At 42.8% G+C, this 20,736-nt stretch carries 14 protein-coding genes and 1 other RNA gene; 3 read left to right on the forward strand and 12 right to left on the reverse strand.

Annotated elements, in window-relative coordinates:
* Positions 1-8: 8 nt before the first annotated feature.
* From gcvT to ACAY00_RS11135, 5 genes are all read right to left on the reverse strand, one after another.
* Positions 9-1,091: a glycine cleavage system aminomethyltransferase GcvT gene (gene gcvT, locus ACAY00_RS11115; protein WP_371373479.1), complete on the reverse strand. Its 1,083-nt coding sequence runs from the start codon at positions 1,089-1,091 to the stop codon at positions 9-11.
* Positions 1,092-1,347: 256 nt separating this feature from the next.
* A complete protein-coding gene (locus ACAY00_RS11120; protein WP_371373481.1) occupies positions 1,348-2,577 on the reverse strand; it encodes an FAD-dependent monooxygenase in 1,230 nt (409 codons plus the stop codon).
* 24 nt (positions 2,578-2,601) lie between these two features.
* Positions 2,602-3,837, reverse strand: a complete 1,236-nt coding sequence (gene ubiH, locus ACAY00_RS11125) for a 2-octaprenyl-6-methoxyphenyl hydroxylase (protein ID WP_371373483.1) — start codon at positions 3,835-3,837, stop codon at positions 2,602-2,604.
* Between the two features lie 50 nt (positions 3,838-3,887).
* Complete coding sequence (pepP, locus tag ACAY00_RS11130) at positions 3,888-5,210, reverse strand: Xaa-Pro aminopeptidase (RefSeq protein WP_371373486.1); 1,323 nt, start codon at positions 5,208-5,210, stop codon at positions 3,888-3,890.
* A gap of 25 nt (positions 5,211-5,235) precedes the next feature.
* On the reverse strand, positions 5,236-5,805 hold the full coding sequence (locus ACAY00_RS11135) for a UPF0149 family protein (protein ID WP_371373489.1): 570 nt from the start codon (positions 5,803-5,805) through the stop codon (positions 5,236-5,238).
* Positions 5,806-6,101: 296 nt separating this feature from the next.
* Between ACAY00_RS11135 and ssrS the strand changes: the two genes are divergently transcribed.
* Positions 6,102-6,285: non-coding RNA, 6S RNA (gene ssrS / locus ACAY00_RS11140), on the forward strand.
* Positions 6,286-6,714: 429 nt separating this feature from the next.
* Here the strand turns inward: ssrS and acnB are convergent.
* The 7 genes from acnB to ampD form a co-directional block, all read right to left on the reverse strand.
* Entirely contained in the window at positions 6,715-9,312 is a 2,598-nt protein-coding gene (gene acnB, locus ACAY00_RS11145) for a bifunctional aconitate hydratase 2/2-methylisocitrate dehydratase (RefSeq protein ID WP_371373492.1), read from the reverse strand.
* A gap of 283 nt (positions 9,313-9,595) precedes the next feature.
* A complete protein-coding gene (lpdA, locus tag ACAY00_RS11150; protein WP_371373495.1) occupies positions 9,596-11,032 on the reverse strand; it encodes a dihydrolipoyl dehydrogenase in 1,437 nt (478 codons plus the stop codon).
* Positions 11,033-11,296: 264 nt separating this feature from the next.
* Positions 11,297-12,967, reverse strand: coding sequence for a dihydrolipoyllysine-residue acetyltransferase (aceF, locus tag ACAY00_RS11155; RefSeq protein WP_371373498.1), 1,671 nt, complete (start codon positions 12,965-12,967; stop codon positions 11,297-11,299).
* A 21-nt stretch (positions 12,968-12,988) separates the two neighbouring features.
* Entirely contained in the window at positions 12,989-15,664 is a 2,676-nt protein-coding gene (aceE, locus tag ACAY00_RS11160; protein WP_371373500.1) for a pyruvate dehydrogenase (acetyl-transferring), homodimeric type, read from the reverse strand.
* A 170-nt stretch (positions 15,665-15,834) separates the two neighbouring features.
* Positions 15,835-16,563, reverse strand: a complete 729-nt coding sequence (gene pdhR, locus ACAY00_RS11165; RefSeq protein WP_371379708.1) for a pyruvate dehydrogenase complex transcriptional repressor PdhR — start codon at positions 16,561-16,563, stop codon at positions 15,835-15,837.
* Positions 16,564-17,289: 726 nt separating this feature from the next.
* A complete protein-coding gene (gene ampE, locus ACAY00_RS11170) occupies positions 17,290-18,141 on the reverse strand; it encodes a regulatory signaling modulator protein AmpE (protein WP_371373503.1) in 852 nt (283 codons plus the stop codon).
* A 137-nt stretch (positions 18,142-18,278) separates the two neighbouring features.
* A complete protein-coding gene (ampD, locus tag ACAY00_RS11175) occupies positions 18,279-18,878 on the reverse strand; it encodes a 1,6-anhydro-N-acetylmuramyl-L-alanine amidase AmpD (RefSeq protein ID WP_371373505.1) in 600 nt (199 codons plus the stop codon).
* Positions 18,879-18,923: 45 nt separating this feature from the next.
* Between ampD and ACAY00_RS11180 the strand changes: the two genes are divergently transcribed.
* On the forward strand, positions 18,924-19,442 hold the full coding sequence (locus ACAY00_RS11180) for a TIGR02281 family clan AA aspartic protease (RefSeq protein WP_371373508.1): 519 nt from the start codon (positions 18,924-18,926) through the stop codon (positions 19,440-19,442).
* Between the two features lie 103 nt (positions 19,443-19,545).
* Positions 19,546-20,421, forward strand: a complete 876-nt coding sequence (gene nadC, locus ACAY00_RS11185; RefSeq protein WP_371373511.1) for a carboxylating nicotinate-nucleotide diphosphorylase — start codon at positions 19,546-19,548, stop codon at positions 20,419-20,421.
* Positions 20,422-20,736: the final 315 nt, after the last annotated feature.

Genomic DNA, 20,736 nt, shown 5'->3' on the forward strand with positions numbered 1-20,736 from the left:
ATATATTTTTAAAATACTTTTTTGCCGTTGCGAACAAAGCTTGGCTTAATAACGTTTACGGTCACTAATTTTTTACGCATTTCCACTTCGCAAGTATCGCCAATTGAACGTGGTACCCGAGCCATTGCAATAGAATGACCAAGCGTTGGCGAGAACGTACCAGAGGTAATTACGCCTTCTTCACCGTTTACTAATACTTTTAAGCCGGTACGTAATACGCCCTTCTCTTCTAGCACCAAACCAACTAATTTAGGTTGGTCGCCAGCGGTTTTTTGCGCTTCAAGCGCCTTACGCCCGATAAAGTTACGATCTTCAGGTTCCCAGCTAATGGTCCACGCCATGTTTGCTGCCAGTGGCGATACCGACTCATCCATATCTAAGCCATATAGGTTCATACCGGCTTCTAAACGTAAGGTATCACGGGCCCCTAAACCACAAGGTGCTACGCCAGCTTCTAACAGCTGTTGCCATAAGTCGGCGGCCATGTCACTTGGTACCACAATCTCGTAACCTGCTTCACCAGTGTAACCTGTTGTCGCAATGAATAAGTCGCCAGCTTGCACGCCAAAAAATGGTTTCATGCCTTCTACTAACCCGTTTTGCTCTTCGGTTAAAATGGTTGCAACTTTGGCTTTCGCCTCTGGGCCTTGTACCGCAATCATCGCGTATTCTGGACGCTCTGTAATGGTTACGTTAAATTCAGCAGATTGTTTTGCTAGCCATGCCAAATCTTTTTCACGCGTTGCCGAGTTAACGATTAAGCGGTAAGCCTGGTCATTAAAGAAATAAACAATCAAATCGTCAATAACGCCACCGTCTTCGTTAAGCATACCGGTGTACAACGCTTTACCTGCTACGGTCAGTTTTGCCACATCATTGGCTAATAAGTAACGTAAGAAAGGTTTTGCGTCATCGCCTTGAATATCAACAATGGTCATGTGAGAAACGTCAAACATACCCGCGCTGGTACGTACGGCGTGGTGCTCTTCAATTTGAGAACCGTAATTGATTGGCATTTCCCAACCGTGAAAGTCAACCATCTTCGCAGACGATTCAAGGTGCTTGGCGTGTAATACTGTTTTTTGAGTCATTTTATTATCACTTTCAAAGATCAGCTCGAAGGCTAGAAAAGCCAGAAACGTAACCGATAACCTTTGGTTGCAATCTTGCAACCAAAAGGTAACGAAATTTTGCGCCGATTATATACAGACTGGGAATGTTGATCAATTGAAAAACAGCACTTAAAGAATATAAAACCGCATCCAAAGCCAGTAACGAATATAATTTCAAATTAATTGATTTATCGAAATTATATACAAAGCATAACATCAACCATTAACCTTAATTTTACAAGCCGTCGTTGTATTGAGACGGTGTTGGTAATGGTTTACCAAATCCCATCGCATGTTTTAGTAACAAAGCCTTGATGGGGGCGGTTTTATTTACCAATGACATGCCAATACCTCGAGCCACTTTCGGTAGACGCTGTTGCCATGAAAATCCTTGTTTCAGCGCTTCCATCGCTAAAATCATTTCGCTAGCATCGGCTTTGCGCCAACGGCTAAATTTGGCAAACGCCGGCTGATCAGCAATATCAAGGCCTTTACTGTGTATCTCATTTAAGGTTTGTGCCAAAGCACTGGCATCGATAAAACCTAGGTTAACACCTTGCCCCGCCAGCGGATGAATGGTGTGAGCAGCGTCGCCAATGAGCACCACGCGTTGTTTGGCAAAGTCATCAACCAAGCGCATGGTTAAAGGAAAGGTCATTCGTTCGCTTTGAAGTTCAATTTGGCCAAGCTTACCATCACTTGCGGCAATAATTTCTTTATTAAAGTCGACGTCGGCTAATTGCTTTAGTCGGTTGGCTTGCTCTGGCGGTAACGACCAAACAATGGAACACAAGTCCGATTGATACAAGGGTAAAAACGCCAATGGCCCGGTCTCTAAAAACACCTGCCAAGCGGTATTTTGATGACCTTGACTGCATTTAACTGTTGCTACCAGTGCATGGTGGTCGTAGTCGCGAAAGTTCATTGGTACATTAATCTGTTTTCGCACCCAAGAATTCGCACCATCGGCGCCAATCACTAATTTAGCCGTAACAGGCGAATGCGCATCAAAGGTTAAAAACGATTCACTCTCGCCAATGTGCAAGTCGGTTAAACGGTGTGGGATCAAGTGAATTTGTGGCTGCTGACTGACTTTATTTAACAACGCATTACGCACAATGTCATTTTCAACAATCCAACCTAGATCCGTTTCAAGGCTATGCATTTTAGCAATATCTTGACAACTAAAGTCAACATGACCAAACCCGTCTTTATCCCACACATGCATATGTTGGTAGGCTTGCAATCGCTCATTACTGATGGCATCCCAAACGCCTAAATTGGTTAGAAATTGTTTACTGGCTGCGTTTATGGCACTGACTCGAAGTTTAGGGGACGCAGAAACAGAGGCTTGGGGCTGTGGTTCGACAACCGCAATTCGATAATCGGTATTTTGGCTAATAGCCAAAGCAGCAGCTAGGCCGACCATACCACCACCAACAATAACGATATCTGCACTTTGCATAACTTTATATCCTTTTAAGGCGGGCTAAAAGTGGCCCATGGTTTTGGCTGCGAACAAAGATTTAACCGCATCACATTGATTTAAGGCGGTTAAACCAGCCCCTCGACCAAGTGCTAATAGCCAATAATTATTGGAAAAAATATGGACCAAAGAATCGGTTAATTGAATAACTTGCTGTTGGTCAACAAAGCGTTTATTAGCGTATTGAGTAAGCAAGTCCATGCGCCCTAAATCCGCCTCAGCTTTTTTATCGTCTTTAGCCTTTGCGTTGTTCGCTATTGCATGTAAATACGCTTGAGCGACGTTGGCAAAATCTTTCACATCGCGTACACCTAAGTTAAAGCCTTGGCCAGCAATAGGGTGTAAGGTGTGGGCGGCATTACCAAGTAAGGCCATACGTGGATACGTTTGCTGTTCGACTTGTTTTAAAATAAGCGGGTAACTAAAGCGTTTGCCAACGGTATTAAAGTGACCAAGCCAGGTGCCAAAATTACGACTAAGAGCGTCGGCAAAGTTGGCATCATCCAACGCCATCACATTGGCCACATCACAATTTTTGACCGTCCAAACTAATGAGCAACGCCCATTAGTCATCGGTAATAATGCTATTGGCCCAGATTCGGTGAACCGTTCAAAAGCCCGACCTTGATGGGCAAGCTCAGGGCTGACGTTAGCAATGATCGCCGTTTGACCGTAATCACGGGTATGACTGTCGATGTTGGCAAACTTTCGACATACCGAATTGGCACCATCACAGCCTAACAATAATGTTGCTTTAAGCTCAGTATGATCAGACAAACGCACAGTCACGTTGTTACGCTGCCAAGCAATATGTTCTATTGCCGTTGATGTATATAACTGAACCTGAGGTTGCTGTTTTAACTTGGTCAGTAAAGCATTACCAATAGCTTGCATTTCAGCGACATAGCCCAGCGCACTCACGCCCTGCTCGCTCGCACTCAGCCTTGCTTTAGCAAAATGACCTCGATCAGATATATGAATATTTTTTATTGGTTCGGCGTGCTGTTTTAAGCTTGACCAAACGCCAAGCTCTTTAAGAAAAAGGGCACTACCATGCGATAATGCGATAACTCTGGCGTCGTAACTTTGCGGTAAGTCACCTGACATTGGGCTACTATCAACAACCGCAATCGACAAGGGCTTGGCTGTTTTTAGGCTCGACAGCGCTAATGCGACACTCGCCCCGGTTAACGCCCCTCCGGCAATGATCACATCGAATGATTGCAACGACTCGCTCATCAAATGACTTCCCTTGTTCGCTAAATACTCACATTGTTTACAATTAAAGTTTATGCCATTAACGCTTCAATTTCGGCAACGGTTTTAGGCGCATTAAGGCTTAAGTTTTCAAAGCCTGACTCAGTAACTAAAATGTTATCTTCAATGCGCACTCCCACGCCTTGATATTCTTCTGGCACATCGGCTTCGGCATCAAAATATAAGCCAGGTTCAATGGTCATCACCATGCCTGGGGCAAATGCGCGTTGTTGGTTTTTATTGTCGTCCATTTGATAATCACCGACATCATGCACGTCTAACCCTAACCAATGGCCAAGACCGTGAATAAAGTACTTTTTACACGCTTTTTCTTCGATTAGCTGGTCTAAATCGCCGGATAAAATACCAAGTTCAACTAAACCTTGGGTTAAGACGGTAATCGCCACTTCGGTTGCCTTGGCAAATGTAGAACCAGGTTTTATGGTATTGATGGCGGCTTCTTGTGCGGCCAATACGACTTCGTATAGTTTTTTCTGCGCGCGAGTGAATTTGCCTGACACTGGGAACGTTCGCGTAATATCAGCGGCGTAGCCGGCAAGCTCAGCGCCAGCATCAATTAATACCATTTCACCGCCCATTAGCACCTCATTGTTATCGGTGTAATGTAAAATAGTGGCGTTCTCACCACCGCCAACGATGGTACCGTAAGCGGCGCTTCTGGCACCATTATAGGCAAACTCATGCAAAATGTCGGCTTCAAGTTGGTATTCAAAAATCCCTTGCGCCGCACGTTTCATTGCCCTTTTATGCGCATTTGCAGTGATGTCATTAGCAACACGCATAATGTTAATTTCGCCATTAGACTTAAATAAACGCATCTCGGCAAGAATGTCTCGGGTATCCATCACGGTTGCAGGTGCTTTAAAGCCTTGTTTGTAACCATTTCGAAGGATTTCTAAACAGGCAAAAACCATGTTGTCGAACTCTTTATTGGCGCCTTGGGCAAACATTAATACCGACTTGTCATTAATGTATACAGGTAACACTTGTTCAAGCTCGTCTAGGGTATAAACCAGATCAAATTGGTATTCACTTTCGGCTTTTTCAGGGCCTACTCGACGCCCGTGCCATACTTCTTGCATGGGGTCTTTATCAAGGCAAAATAAAATGCTTTGTTTAACCTCGCCATTGATTAACACCAACAAAGCATCTGGCTCATTAAAACCGGTCAAATAGTAAAAGTCTTTGTCTTGGCAAAATAAGTATTCTGTATCGCGCGAGCGAGTGACTTCTTTATTCGCTGGAATTAAAGCCACACTGTTTGCCGGCATTTGCGCAATAAAAGTGTTGCGACGAGCAACATATTCAGAAACTTCAATAGGTGTGTAATGCATAATGTTTGTTCTTATCGTTAGTGAATTAATGCAAGGTTTGATTGTTGTCGTTAGAGTTAGGCTTTTTACCGAGTTCGGTAAAACACAGCAAAGATGAAATACGGACATATTCTAAAATTTCAAAATACGCCTGTTCGGTTTCTTCATCTTCGTCTAATTCATCTGACAAATTTGCGATTTCAGCAAAGTCCTTAATGATTTCGCTGATGTCTTCAGATAATTTTTTATTTTCTTTTTGTTCTAAGCCAAAGCCTAAATTAAAGCCCTGAACCCAAGAACTTAACGCGGTACCACGCTCTTCCATCGATTCATCATCGTCGGGTAGTAATAATTGAAAACTGTAGTCTTGATCGACAATGCTTTGCCAAATTTCGCCGAACAGACTTTTAATAAACCCTTTTAAGGATTTGCTTAAGCCTTCACCGTTATTAAACAAGTCATTGATCACCGCCAAGTAAGCATCATCTTCAAAAGGATAACCGGCGCAAACAAGACCAGATAATAAACCATGAATTTCTGAGGCATGAGCCTGAAAGTTTTCGCCACCGAAGTTGGCTTGCACATCGGCAAATGTTAAAGAGTTGTGAGTAGACATTCAGTTTCGTTCAATGATAAATAAAATAACGTTAATCGTAACACTCTGTGCCCTTTCAGACCAGAAAAACAGCGAATTAGGATCCAAAAGCGCAGAAATTCAACAAACAATTAAAAGCGGCCAATTTACCCTTGCCAATTATAAATAGCTAGGTTACAGTGCCCAAAAATAAAGGTGTTGCGAGACATTTCAAATGTTTGCATGGCGCAACGGGCAAGGTTTGTCTAATAACTTTTGTCATTACTTTATTACTAAATTATGCTCCAGCTTTTTTCTAAGCGGTGTATAATAAAAAATGTACCCTGGGATGTTGGGTTGTTAACCATGTCCCTGAGCCGATAAGTTTTACCTAAGGGGATTCATCGGTTGCTACTGAGCAAGCCCAGCTTGTACTGGGAAGCCTAAGGCGATTGAGCAATCTCCGCCTTGAACACACGGTTGTTCAAGGGCTGACGTTGACGCCGGCATTCTGGGGCACGCCAATTTTCTGCTTTCTAGTCACCTCATAACCCATTGAGTTCCCATCCAACAGCATGATGGGATAACGGTACATATTTTCTAGTCCTTTGCGCATTTCATTTTGTTTTAAAATAATATACACGGCACGAGATCGATTTTCGACAGCAGCTCCCTGCGATGCTCTACCTGCTGCTTACCTGCAGTCGAAAAGCATGATGGGATGACGATTTTTAATCTATGTATTTTATCTCACAGACTATCCTTATAGCTCTCTTGCATTAAAGCCTGAAAGCTTTGTTCACTATGTCCTTGCAACCTTTTACCTTATTTCCTTGCAACCTTTTGCCTTATTTCCTTACAACCATAAAATCTTAACGTTTTAAAAAGCAAAAAAATCGGGATTAAAAAATCCCGATTTTAATGATGGTGCTTAAAGCGCGCTAATTAACATTATGCTTCGCTTTGGGCGATAACCACTTCTTTCGCTTTTTTGGTGTAACTTTCCATTTTATGGAAATTTAAGTAGCGATATGTATCTGCGGCCGTGGTGTCAATTTTCGCCGAATACTGCATGTATTCTTCAACCGTAGGTAAACGCCCTACAATCGCACCTACCGCAGCAAGCTCAGCTGAGGTTAAGTAAACATTGGCGCCATTACCTAAACGGTTAGGGAAGTTACGAGTCGATGTTGACAATACAGTCGCTTTGTCTGCCACGCGCGCTTGGTTACCCATACACAATGAACAGCCTGGCGTTTCAATACGAACCCCAGCTTTGCCGTAAATAGAATAGTAACCTTCTTCGGTTAATTGATCTCTGTCCATTTTCGTTGGCGGTGCAACCCATAAGCGGGTGTTAAGCACGCCACCAAAATCTTCGAGTAATTTACCTGCCGCACGGAAGTGACCAATGTTGGTCATACATGAACCGATAAAGACTTCGTCAATGCTATCGCCAGCAACGTCAGATAACAGCTTGGCATCGTCTGGGTCGTTTGGACAACATACGATAGGCTCTTTAATGTCGGCTAAGTCGATTTCAATGACGTGGGCGTATTCGGCATCTGCATCGGCTTGCATTAATGCCGGATTGTCTAGCCACTCTTGCATCGCATTGATACGACGCTCGATGGTGCGAACATCACCGTAACCTTCGCTGATCATCCACTTAAGCATCACGATGTTAGATTCTAGGTATTCTTTAACCGACTCTTCTTCAAGTTTAATCGTACAACCTGCAGCAGAGCGTTCAGCAGACGCATCAGAAAGCTCGAATGCTTGCTCAACCGTTAAGCCTTTAAGACCTTCGATTTCGAGAATTCGACCCGAGAATTCATTGATCTTACCCGCTTTTTCAACGGTTAATAGGCCGTTTTTAATGCCGTAATAAGGAATGGCGTGTACAAGGTCACGTAAAGTGATACCTGGTTGCATTTCACCTTTAAAACGAACCAATACAGATTCAGGCATATCAAGAGGCATAACACCGGTTGCGGCAGCAAATGCAACTAAACCTGAGCCAGCTGGGAACGAAATACCTAATGGGAAGCGAGTATGCGAGTCACCACCGGTACCAACAGTATCTGGTAATAGCATACGGTTTAACCAGGAGTGGATAATACCATCGCCTGGGCGTAATGATACACCACCACGGTTCATAATAAAGTCTGGTAAGGTGTGATGAGTGTTCACATCAACAGGCTTAGGGTAAGCTGAAGTGTGACAAAATGACTGCATGGTTAAATCGGCAGAGAACCCTAAACAGGCTAAATCTTTTAGCTCGTCACGGGTCATAGGACCGGTTGTATCTTGCGAACCGACGGTGGTCATTTTTGGTTCACAGTATTGACCTGGACGCACACCGTCAACACCACAGGCTTTACCAACCATCTTTTGCGCTAAGGTGTAACCTTTACCCGAATCGGTAATGTCTTGTGGTTTTGCAAACATATCGGTTTCTGCAAGGCCTAAGGCTTCACGAGCGCGACCTGTTAAACCACGACCAATGATAAGAGGAATACGACCACCAGCACGAACTTCGTCAAGCAATACAGAGCTTAGCTTGAATGTAGAGATAACCTCATCAGTACCTGAGCGTTTAACAACACCTTCGTATGGGTAGATATCGATGACATCGCCCATATTCATTTTTTGCACGTCTAACTGGATAGGTAACGCACCTGAGTCTTCCATCGTGTTGTAAAAAATAGGGGCAATTTTGCCACCAAGACAAACACCACCAGAACGTTTGTTTGGTACATAAGGAATGTCTTCACCCATAAACCATAACACAGAGTTAGTGGCTGATTTACGAGAAGAACCGGTACCAACAACATCACCAACATAGGCTAATGGGATGCCATCTTTTTGTAATTCTTCGATTTGCTTTAATGGACCAACAGCACCGTTTTCGTCAGGAGTAATGCCTTCACGTTCCATTTTAAGCATGGCTTTAGCGTGTAAAGGAATGTCTGGGCGCGACCATGCATCGGGTGCAGGAGATAAGTCATCGGTGTTGGTTTCACCCGTTACTTTAAAGACTTTCACCGTAATTTTTTCAGCAACGGCTGGCTTGTCAGTAAACCACTTCGCATCGGCCCAATCTTGCATCACTTGTTTGGCGTGCGCATTTCCGGCATCAGCTTTTTCTTTAACATCAAAAAATGCATCAAACATTAGCAAAGTACTTGCTAGACCTTTTGCAGCGGTGCCGGCTAGGGCATCATCGTCAAGCAAATCAATCATTGGTTGAATGTTGTAACCGCCTAACATGGTACCTAATAATTCGGTTGCACGATCTGCAGATAAGATTGGTGAGCTAGCTTCGCCTTTGGCAACAGCCGCTAGAAAACCGGCTTTTACATACGCCGCATCGTCAACCCCTGGAGGCACGCGATTGGCTAAAAGATCTAGAATGAATTCTTCTTCACCCGCAGGTGGATTTTTAACAAGTTCTACTAATTGAGCAACTTGCTCGGCGTCTAATGGCTTAGGCACAATTCCCTCAGCCGCACGTTCTTCTACGTGTTTGCGATAATCTTGAAGCACGGTGCTTTCCTCTTGTCTGAAAATGTGAAACATGGCAAGGCCAATGTTTTCATTTTGTAAAAATAATTATGCACGGATTATACGTGATCACATTTGAAAACAAAACGATTACAACAGAAATGGTATTTATATGCAGTATAAATACAAATGATATGGGTTAAGAGAGTAAGCACATAAATCTAAAAAACTTCAGGATTTAAAGTGCAGGTGCTTTAACTCTGAAAGGTAAAAGATAAAAAAAATGCCAGACATTGGTCTGGCATTTTTAAACGATTTTCAGAAATTATTTTTTCTTCTTTTTAACCGCTTTAGCGTTTGGTAAGTCAGTAATAGAGCCTTCAAAGATCTCTGCTGCCAAACCAATTGACTCATTTAGTGTTGGGTGAGCATGAATGGTTAAACCAACATCTTCTGCATCAGCGCCCATTTCAACCGCCAAACAGATTTCACCTAACATTTCACCGGCATTGATACCAACAATGGCACCACCAAGTACGCGACCCGTATCTTTTTCGAAGATCATTTTGGTTTTACCTTCGGTACGAGCCGAGGCGATCGCACGACCAGATGCAGCCCAAGGGAAGTTCGCAACTTCGATGTTTAAGCCTTGCTCTTTCGCTTCACGCTCAGTAACACCTACCCACGCCATTTCTGGATCTGTGTAGGCGATAGATGGAATACAACGAGGGTCGAAAACGTGCTTCTTACCTGCGATAACTTCCGCTGCAACGTGTGCTTCATGTACCGCTTTGTGCGCTAACATTGGCTGACCTACAACATCACCAATGGCAAAAATGTGGTTTACGTTCGTGCGTAATTCGTTAGTTACATTGATAAAGCCACGCTCATCAACATTAACACCCGCTTTATCCGCAGCCACTAAGTGACCATTTGGCTTACGACCAACAGCAACTAAGATCTTGTCGTAACGTACTTGACCTTCAGGGGCATTCTTGCCTTCGAAAGTTACGTATAAACCGTCTTCTTTAGCATCAACGGCTACCACTTTCGTAGATAACATGATGTTGAATTTTTTCTTGTTGTAGTTGGTATAAACCTTAACGATGTCTTTATCTGCAGCCGGAACTAATTGGTCAGCAAACTCAACAACAGATACGTTAGAACCTAGAGCGTTGTATACCGTACCCATTTCAAGGCCGATGATACCGCCACCTAATACCAACATTTCTTCTGGTACGTCTTTAAGCTCAAGTGCACCAGTTGAATCGATAACGCGAGGGTCATCGTTTGGAATGAAAGGTAAATCAATAACAGAAGAGCCAGCAGCAATGATTGCGTTATCAAAGGTAATGTTAGTAACGCTACCATCTGAACCTTCAACGGCAATGGTGTTACTACCTGTAAACTTACCGTAACCGGTAACCGTGTTTACTTTACGAGCCTTAGACATACCTGACAATCCGCCAGTTAATTGACCGATAACATCTTCTTTCCAGCTACGAATTTTATCTAAATCAATTTGTGGTGCACCGAAAGTAACACCGTGTGATGCCATAGCAGCAGCATCGTCAATCACTTTAGCGACATGAAGTAATGCTTTTGATGGAATACAACCAACGTTCAAACAAACGCCACCTAAGGTTGCACGACTTTCAACTAATACTACGTCTAAGCCAAGATCGGCTGCACGAAACGCAGCTGAATAACCACCAGGGCCAGCTCCTAAAACAACTACCTGAGTTTTGATATCGTTACTCATGTTTACCTCAAAAAAATTCTTGTAATAATGTGTTGGCAATGCCAACAAAATAAAAATATTGTCTAATCATTGTTAACTTTTCTTTTACTGTCCCTATGAGGCATAAAACTCTGTTATTCGAGTAAAAAAATTAACAGTGGTTATTTTTGCTCGCCATATTACATGGTGTTGCTCGAAAGCGCCAATGTAAATATTAAAAATGCAACAACAATTATGTGAATAACGGTTTACACCGTTATTCACATTTATTGCATTCTTTTTGGCTTATAAAACCAACTTACGAATGTCGGCCATAACCGCAGAAAGTTCTACGATAAAACGAGCACCTACAGCACCGTCAATAACACGGTGATCGTAAGATAATGACAATGGCAACATTAAGCGTGGCTCAAAGTCTTTGCCATTCCATTTAGGTTTCATTTCTGATTTAGAAACACCTAAAATAGCCACATCTGGTGCATTAACAATTGGTGTAAACTTAGTACCACCAATACCACCTAGACTAGAAATGGTAAAACAACTGCCCTGCATATCCGCAGCTTTAAGCTTGCCATCACGCGCCTTCTTCGAAATTTCAAGAAGCTCTTTTGACAGCTCGTAAATACCTTTTTTGTCAACATCGCGAACAACCGGGACAACCAAACCGTTCGGTGTATCTACGGCCACACCGATGTTGCAGTATTTTTTCATGATCAAGCTTTCGCCATCTTCACTCAAGCTTGAGTTAAATACTGGGTATGTCGCCATCGCTTTCGCAACCGCTTTCATTAAGAACACCAAAGGAGTGATCTTAAAACCAAGTTGTTTTTTCTCAGCTAATACGTTTTCGGCCTTACGGAACGCTTCAACTTCGGTGATATCCGCTTCATCAAACTGAGTAACGTGTGGAATGGTTACCCAGTTACGGTGTAGGTTAGGACCTGAAATCTTTTGAATACGAGTTAATGGAACAACTTCTACCTCACCAAACTTGCTGTGGTCAACTTTTGGTTGCGCAATAACTTGTAAACCACCGGCACCACTTGCAACCGCAGAATTTGCCGTCGCTTTTGGACGCGAAAGTTCGTATTTTACGTAACTTTGAACGTCTTCTTTAAGAATACGACCTTTGTTACCACTGCCTTTGACTTGCGTTAAGTCAACGCCAAATTCACGCGCTAGACGACGAATTGAAGGTGATGCGTAAATCGAACCTTTGCTTTGCTTCTCGCCTGCACTTGGGTGATGTGGTACTGGTGCTGGTTTTTGCTGTGCTGGCGCCGGAGCGGCTACAACGGTAGCTTCTTTTGCTGGCGCTTCAGCGGCTTTCGCCACTGGAGCAGGAGCCTCTTCGCCACCACTTACTTCAAGCGTTAAGATTAAACCGCCTTCGCCAATTTTATCACCCACGCTAACTTTAACATCAACCACTTTACCCGCTTCTGGCGCTGGTACGTCCATGGTTGCTTTGTCAGTTTCTAAGGTAATTAAACCATCTTCGGCTTCAATGATGTCACCTGGTGCCACCAAAACTTCGATGATTTCAACTTCACCATCTTCACCAATATCAGGTACGTTGACTTCGATAACCGATGTACCACCCGTTGCCACAGGTGCAGCTTCGGCCACATCTTGTGCTGCTGGTGCTTCAACGGGTGCCGATTCAACAGGAGCCTCAACGGCTGGAGCAGATTCTGCTTCAGCACTTGCACCTTCACCGGCCACTTGAATCATCGCAATTAAATCATCTTGAGAGATTTTATCGCCCACATTCACTTTTAATTCTGTGATGGTACCAGCGTATGGCGCTGGAATATCCATTGATGCTTTATCAGTTTCAACACTGACAATGGCATCTTCAGCTTCAACTGTGTCACCAACGGCAACACAAAGCTCAATGATTTCAACTTCATCACCACCAACATCAGGGACTAGAACTTGTTTAATATCAGACATCTGTATTTTCCTTGCCAGTGATTATGCGTAAAGCGGGTTAAGTTTTTCGGTGTCGATACCAAAGTCGTTAATCGCTTTAGTAACAACAGACATTTCAATTTCGCCACGTTTGGCTAATTCGTACAATGACGCAACAACAATGTAGTTGTGATCAACTTCAAAATGACGACGTAAGTTTGCACGGCTGTCTGAGCGACCAAAACCGTCAGTACCTAACACGCGGTAATCGGTATTGATAAAACCACGTAATTGGTCAGAGTATGCTTTCACATAGTCGGTTGCTGAAATGGCCGGACCGTTTTCAGGTGTGATCACTTTTGCAATGTGTGGTACTTTTTGTTCAGCTTCTGGGTGAAGCATGTTCCAGCGTGCAACGTCGTTACCTTCACGAGCTAGCTCGTTGTATGACGTCACTGAGTAAACGTCAGAAGAAATACCAAAGTCTTCGGCTAGAATGCGAGCCGCTTCTCTTACTTGTAATAAGATCGTGCCTGAACCCATTAACTGAACGTTGGCTTTGGCGTTAGCGCTTGGCTTAACCGTATCAAGTTTGTAAATACCTTTAATGATACCTTCTTCTGCATCCGCTGGCATTTCTGGGTGCTGGTAGTTTTCGTTCATCAGGGTCAAGTAGAAGAAAACGTTTTCGTTCTCCTGATACATTCTGCGTAAACCTTCACGAACAATCACAGCAACTTCGTAGCCGTATGTTGGATCGTACGTTACACAGTTTGGAATTAAGTTCGCTTGAACATGCGAGTGACCATCTTGGTGTTGTAGACCTTCACCATTTAGGGTTGTACGACCAGCGGTTGCACCAACTAAGAAACCTTTCGCTTGGCTATCGCCCGCTGCCCACGCTAAGTCACCTACACGTTGGAAACCAAACATTGAGTAGTAAACATAGAACGGAATCGTGGTGTAATCACATGTTGAGTAAGACGTACCTGAAGCAACCCATGACGCCATTGCACCTAATTCGTTAATACCTTCTTGTAGTACCTGACCTTTTTTGTCTTCACGGTAGTAAGCAACTTGATCAGCATCTTGTGGTACGTATTTTTGCCCTTCGTGTGCGTAAATACCCACTTGACGGAATAAACCTTCCATACCAAACGTACGTGCTTCATCAGGGATAATAGGCACAACACGCTTACCGATTTTCTTATCTTTTAATAAGCTGCTTAAGATACGTACAAATTGCATGGTTGATGAAACTTCACGCTCACCAGAACCTTTAAGAACCGCATCGAATGCTTTTAATTGTGGAATTTCTAGCTCTTCATCTTTTGCTTCTAATGAACGCGCTGGTAATGAACCACCTAAAGCTTCACGACGAGCTTTCATGTACTTGTACTCTTCAGAGTCTTCTGGGAATCTGAAGTATGGTAAGTCAGCAATATCTTCATCCGATACTGGGATGTTAAAGCGGTTACGGAAGTATTTGATTTGCTCAACGTCAAGCTTTTTAACGTTGTGAGCGATGTTCAGACCTTCACCAGCAGCACCTAAACCAAACCCTTTAACGGTTTTCGCTAGAATAACGGTTGGACGACCTTTGGTTTCCATGGCTTTTTTGTAAGCCGTGAAAACTTTAACCGGATCGTGACCACCACGGTTTAAGCGGTAGATGTCTTCATCAGACATGTTGGCAACAAGCGCAGCCGTTTCAGGGTACTTGTTGAAGAAGTTCTCACGAGTGTATTTACCGCCTTTCGCTTTAAAGTTTTGGTACTCACCGTCAACGGTTTCGTTCATCAGTTGCAATAACTTGCCAGACGTATCACGAGCAATTAACGCATCCCAGTATGAACCCCAAATAACTTTAACCACTTCCCAGCCGGCGCCACGGAATGTGCCTTCAAGTTCTTGAATGATTTTACCGTTACCACGTACCGGACCATCCAAACGCTGTAAGTTACAGTTAATGATAAACGTTAAGTTGTCTAAACCTTCGCGGGCGGCAAGGCCAATGGCACCTAATGATTCTGGCTCATCGGTTTCACCATCACCTAAGAAACAGTAAACACGTTGATCTGAACAGTCTTTAATACCACGGTCTGTTAAGTACTTTAAGAAACGTGCAGTGTAAATCGCTTGCAATGGACCTAAGCCCATAGACACGGTTGGGAACTGCCAAAAGTCTGGCATCAAGTGTGGGTGTGGGTACGATGATAAACCGTTACCATCAACTTCTTGACGGAAGTTGTCCATTTGCTCTTCGGTTAAACGACCTTCTAAGAACGCACGCGAGTAGATACCCGGAGAAATATGACCTTGAGCGAAAATAAAATCGCCACCGTCTTTTTCGCTTGATGCTTTAAAAATGTGGTTAAAACCGACATCGTATAACATTGCAGAAGATGCGAAAGAACCGATGTGACCACCCAATTCTAGGTCTTTTTTCGACGCGCGTAATACCAAGGCTAGTGCATTCCAACGAATCGCAGCACGAATGCGAGATTCAATGGTTTGATCGGCAGGCATATGAGGTTCTTGATTTACTGGTACGGTGTTAACGTAGGCAGTTGTGGCGTCAAATGGTAAGTGTGTACCACCACGACGAGCACGGTCAATCAATGTTTCAAGTAACTGATGAGCACGCTCTGGACCTTCTTGTTCCAAAACGGCTTCCATAGATTCGAGCCACTCTTGCGTTTCTTGAGGGTCGATATCGTGATTTAGTGTATCAGCCATAACGATTTTCTATCTCCGATTATTTAAGCACAAACATTGCTATCTTGTGCGTTCATTATTAACGTATATTCTGTGTATTAAAGGTAGCTTATAAACCGCGCCACCTCGTTTGTTTATGTAAAAAACGCGCTATAAATTCGCACTTTTTGATAAAATTTTTAATTTTTCTCTTACAAGGTCTGAAGTCGGCGCAGTGAGCGCGTTACTCGAGTATCTTCTTCGGCCATATTCAGCATAACTTCTTCAATGTATGCCAAGTTTTTATGACTGGCTCCCCACGCTTTATTGGGCTCACCACTGATAATGCTTTCCAGCAGTTTGGCTCGATAGTGACTGATTCGATTAGGCACTTCAGGACGCTTGTATAACATCTTTAAGTTTTTTTCGATGTTATCGATTAAGACTGAGCTCATCGCTCGAGCTAAATGCAGTAACACGGCATTGTGGGAAGCTTGACAAATAGACAAATAGAACTCAAAAATGGCATGCGCTTCGTCGGCATAAGAGTTGCCCATATTCGGTCTATCGATTTGAGCTTCAGAAATCGCCTCAAACTTTTCTTTAATTAATTTAAAGTCAGCCTTAGTACCACGCATAGCCGCATAGTAGGCAGCCATGCCTTCAATACCATGACGAAACTCAAGCAAGTCAAACTGACCTTCGCCTTTTTGTGCTAATAATTCAAATAAAGGATCTGACATACCGCTAAGTAACTTGTCGGTGACAAAGGTGCCACCACCTTGTTTTCTGATCACTAAGCCTTTAGCTTCTAATTTTTGAATTGCTTCACGTAGCGAAGGGCGGGAAACCGAAAATTGAGCCGCCAGCTGACGTTCCGGTAGTAATTTTTCTCCCGGTGCCAGAGTACCTTCTACGATCATGTCTTCTATTTGTTCCATGATCACATCCGATAATTTTGGTTGCTGTATTTTTTGAAACGTCAAAGTAGGTTCCCACTGTGTTGCGCATTAACATTTAGTATTGTTTGCGTGTTTATGCTTTCTCTATTTAAGGCTGCTGCAGCTTGTGTCTGTTGATTAGATTTGCACTAGCCTAAACGCTTCGCGCTGGCTTTAAAGCGTCAAATGATCACTGTTCTTAACTGGCTTAAGCCTTAAATGAGCCCAGCAATTAGCCTTAAGTTTACACTTAGATTAAGCTTAACTCTATGGGTAATTGGTCTTACCAATAGATAAAAAACTGAGGTAAAATAGCAAACTTACACACAAAAGTAAACTTTTGTCAGGATCTTGAGAAAACCTTACAAAGCCCTTACAGACTTAACATCAATGCAACAACAGAAATTGGTCTGACCACATATTTTCAACATAAAACTCACTTTTAAACAGTCAAGGTGGTTAAACATTAGAGACGCTGGTTTGATTGAAATCAGCCATAAATCTGCCACAAGCTAAAAATATGTATTCGAATTTGAACAAATGAAGTGAGGAATAAAAAAGAATGCTAACTAGTCAGTGAAGGATAAGGTTTACAGCATAACGAGCAATGAAACAACATAGGTTTCTGGATAGGTTTCTGGATAGGTTTCTGGATAGGTTTCTGGGTCGATGCTCAAATGTAGAGTTAACTGCTGAGTAATCTGCTCAGCAGCAACCCTGTGCGATTTATGGCAGCACACCTGCGATGGTCATAAACGCCGTCGCAGCTAACAGCAAGAGTAAGTTGCGTTTGGCTAATTGAACCAACAAGGTCGCTTCACTGGTAAGATCGCTCTGATCAACGGATAAATCTTCTGAGGTTTTTGCCACCCGAGTTAAATACTGTCGAGGGCTTTGACCAAAATCTAACAACCCTTCTAACCACACTGTCGATGCTTTTGAAAAGTGCCCTACTAACATATAACCAAAAGCCACAAAACGGGTTGGAATAAAGTCAATATACAGCAAGATATCTCGACTATATTGAATGGCCGATTGGCTGAACAAGGCTTGTTCATCTGCATCATTATCAAATTGGTAATGTGCAATAAATAATAAACCCCGATAAAACACCACGGCAGGTAAGCCTAAAAAAATAAAAATTAAAATAATGGCCATGTAATATTGGTAATTAAACCACACCAGGGTTTGACCAAAGCTTTCTTGCTCACCGGCTTGATCTTGTTGCAATGCCATTTGGTGATGAGCGACAGCCACTTCATCACCGCGCATCGCTGCATTAAGAAAATCTTTATACCCTTGTCTTGCCATTGCACAGCCAAAACAAACAATTAATCCTAGGGTTATAAGCACAAACTCAATGATGGTTTCTTCCACAAACCATAGAATACTCCACACCAATAACGAAGGTAAGACCGCCAATAATGCGACATTTAAATGACTTTTCCCGATTTCATCCTTGGAAACAAAACCAAAAGCGAACTTAAGGTAGGAGGTAAAATAGGTTTTAAATTGCCATTGACTGGCTGACAACACTCTTTCGCCACCCAAAGAAAGTAACAAGCTAATTAAACTCATTGAATATCCTATTATTATTGTACCTTTCTGCAAAACTGAGGTGTATTGCAGAGCATGATAAAAATTCTACCCTGTGCCATTTAACAATACCAGAAAATTCAACCTGATCATGATTAAATATAAAGCAAAAATATTACTCAAGAGTTTAACGCGCTTTTATAACGCACCCAATCAAAACTTTCGCCTGGGTCGGTTTTTCGCTCTGGAGCAATATCACAATGGCCTTTTATTCTGTCTTTGGTAATTTTAGGGTAGGCCTGCATAATGGCCTGACTAATGTTTTCAAGCACACAATATTGCGCATCTGTGTAGGCTAAAGAATCGGTCCCTTCAAGCTCAATACCTATTGAAAAGTCATTACAGCGTTCACGTCCGTCAAAGCAAGACACGCCTGCATGCCATGCTCTTTTATCAAATGGCACGTATTGGATCACCTCTCCATTGCGCCGAATTAAACAGTGAGCCGAAACTTTAAGCTGATAAATGTCTGCAAAACTGGGATCATCGCTTGGATCTAAACGTCCTAAAAATAAATCCGTTATATGGTGACTACCAAATTTTCCTGGTGGTAATGAAATATTATGAATCACCAATAAACTTATTTCGCCTTGTTCTCGTTGATCATGGTGGGGCGACAACTGATGGCTAATGAGTGATTGACCATGACTCGCTTTCGCTTTGGTCTGATCTGAGCTAATTTTTAGCCAACCATTGTTGATGCTAAACTTTGATTGCATAATAGTTCATATACATTTATTCATTATTTACACTAGATTATCATTATGCAGGACACAGATCCCAGTAAAAATATCGCTAAAAGCATGATTTGGATAGCATGGATTATTTTTCTGAGCTTGTTTGTTTGGTTATTTCAGGGTTATCTTGATAATCAATACAACCCAAATCAAGCGCCTGATGTTGCCTTAACCGCACAGGGCCGGGCACAAGTCACATTAGAGCGTAATCGCTATGGCCACTATGTTAGCAACGGTAAAATTAACCAACAAACGGTTACGTTTTTACTCGATACCGGTGCTACCAATGTGTCTGTTCCCGCCAGATTAGCCGATAAGCTCGGCCTTGAAAGTCATGGAAGCCATATGGTCAAAACGGCTAATGGTAGCATTCGAGTGTTTGATACCACCATAGAGCAGTTGAGTATTGGTAATATAAGCTTATATAATGTGGCAGCAAATATTAATCCTCAAATGGACAGTAATGAAATTCTTTTGGGGATGAGTGCGTTAAAGCAGGTTGAGTTTCGTCAAAGTGGTAAATTTTTGTACTTAACCGAACAATAACTTTAATTTTGGCTATATCCTTTACTTACGCGCCAGATAAATCGCTGTATTAGTGATGTATCGGCTAATGAACGATATGCCCTCACCTTATTGTAGAGATCCTATGCACAGTCCAGAACTTCAAAACGATATCCGCCACACCGTCACTTGGGCACTTGCCGAAGATTTAGGCAACTCATTCGAGCAAACACCATCATCAGACCTTGATATAACGGCGTCTTTAATCCCCAAAGACGCCGAAGCCGTGGCCACCATTATTTGCCGAGAAGATTGTGTTATTGCCGGCGTAGCTTGGGTTAATGAAGTGTTTACCCAATTAGACAAAGGGGCACAGCAAAGTACTGAGATCACCTGGTTTGTCAACGATGGTCAAGCGGTCAAAGCCAATACCATTTTGTGTGAGCTAAAAGGCAACGCCCGCATTTTATTAACCGGCGAACGCACCGCTTTAAACTATTTACAGAGCCTTTCTGGGACCGCAACCATCACCAGTCAGTATGTAAAAGAGCTCAGCTCGAGCCAAACAAAACTTCTAGATACTCGTAAAACCATCCCTGGTATGCGCAGTGCGCAAAAATATGCTGTTACCTGTGGCGGTGGTCATAATCATCGCATTGGCTTATTTGATGCGTTTTTAATTAAAGAAAATCATGTCAATGCCTGCGGTGGCATTAAAAATGCGGTGGCAACAGCAAAAGCCAATTTCCCCGGTAAAACCGTCGAAGTTGAAGTGGAAAATTTAGATGAATTGCAACAAGCGATCGAGGCTGGCAGCGACATTATTATGCTTGATAACTTTTCCACCAAGATGATTGAGCAAGCGGTTGCTTTAACCCGAGGCAAAGCCAAACTGGAAGTATCTGGTAATATGACCCTAGAGAAACTTAAAGCATATACCAAAGCAGGGGTTGATTTTATTTCTGTCGGGGCGCTAACCAAACACGTACAAGCGGTTGATTTGTCGATGCGGTTTGTCTAAATATGCCAACCTTTGACGCGTTTATTCCATAATTAAGCCTCTTCTATGGGCCACAGCAACGGTGCCAAGCGTGATAAGCCTTGGGTGAGATGGATTTTAATAGCGCGTTTGCTTAGCGTTGTTAACTTAGCGTATTGACTTAGCGTTGTTAGCTTAGCGTTTTGACTTAGCGTTGTAACTTAGCGTCACTTGCTTAGCACCACTGGTGTTATTGACTTAAAAGGTGTTATTGACTTAAAAGGTGTTATTGACTTAAAACACTTAATTTAGAACGATTAACTTAAAACGATTGGCACAGCGGTGTTAAAATTGCTC

Source organism: Thalassotalea sp. 273M-4 (assembly GCF_041410465.1).
In the GTDB taxonomy this organism is placed as follows: domain Bacteria; phylum Pseudomonadota; class Gammaproteobacteria; order Enterobacterales; family Alteromonadaceae; genus Thalassotalea_A; species Thalassotalea_A aquiviva.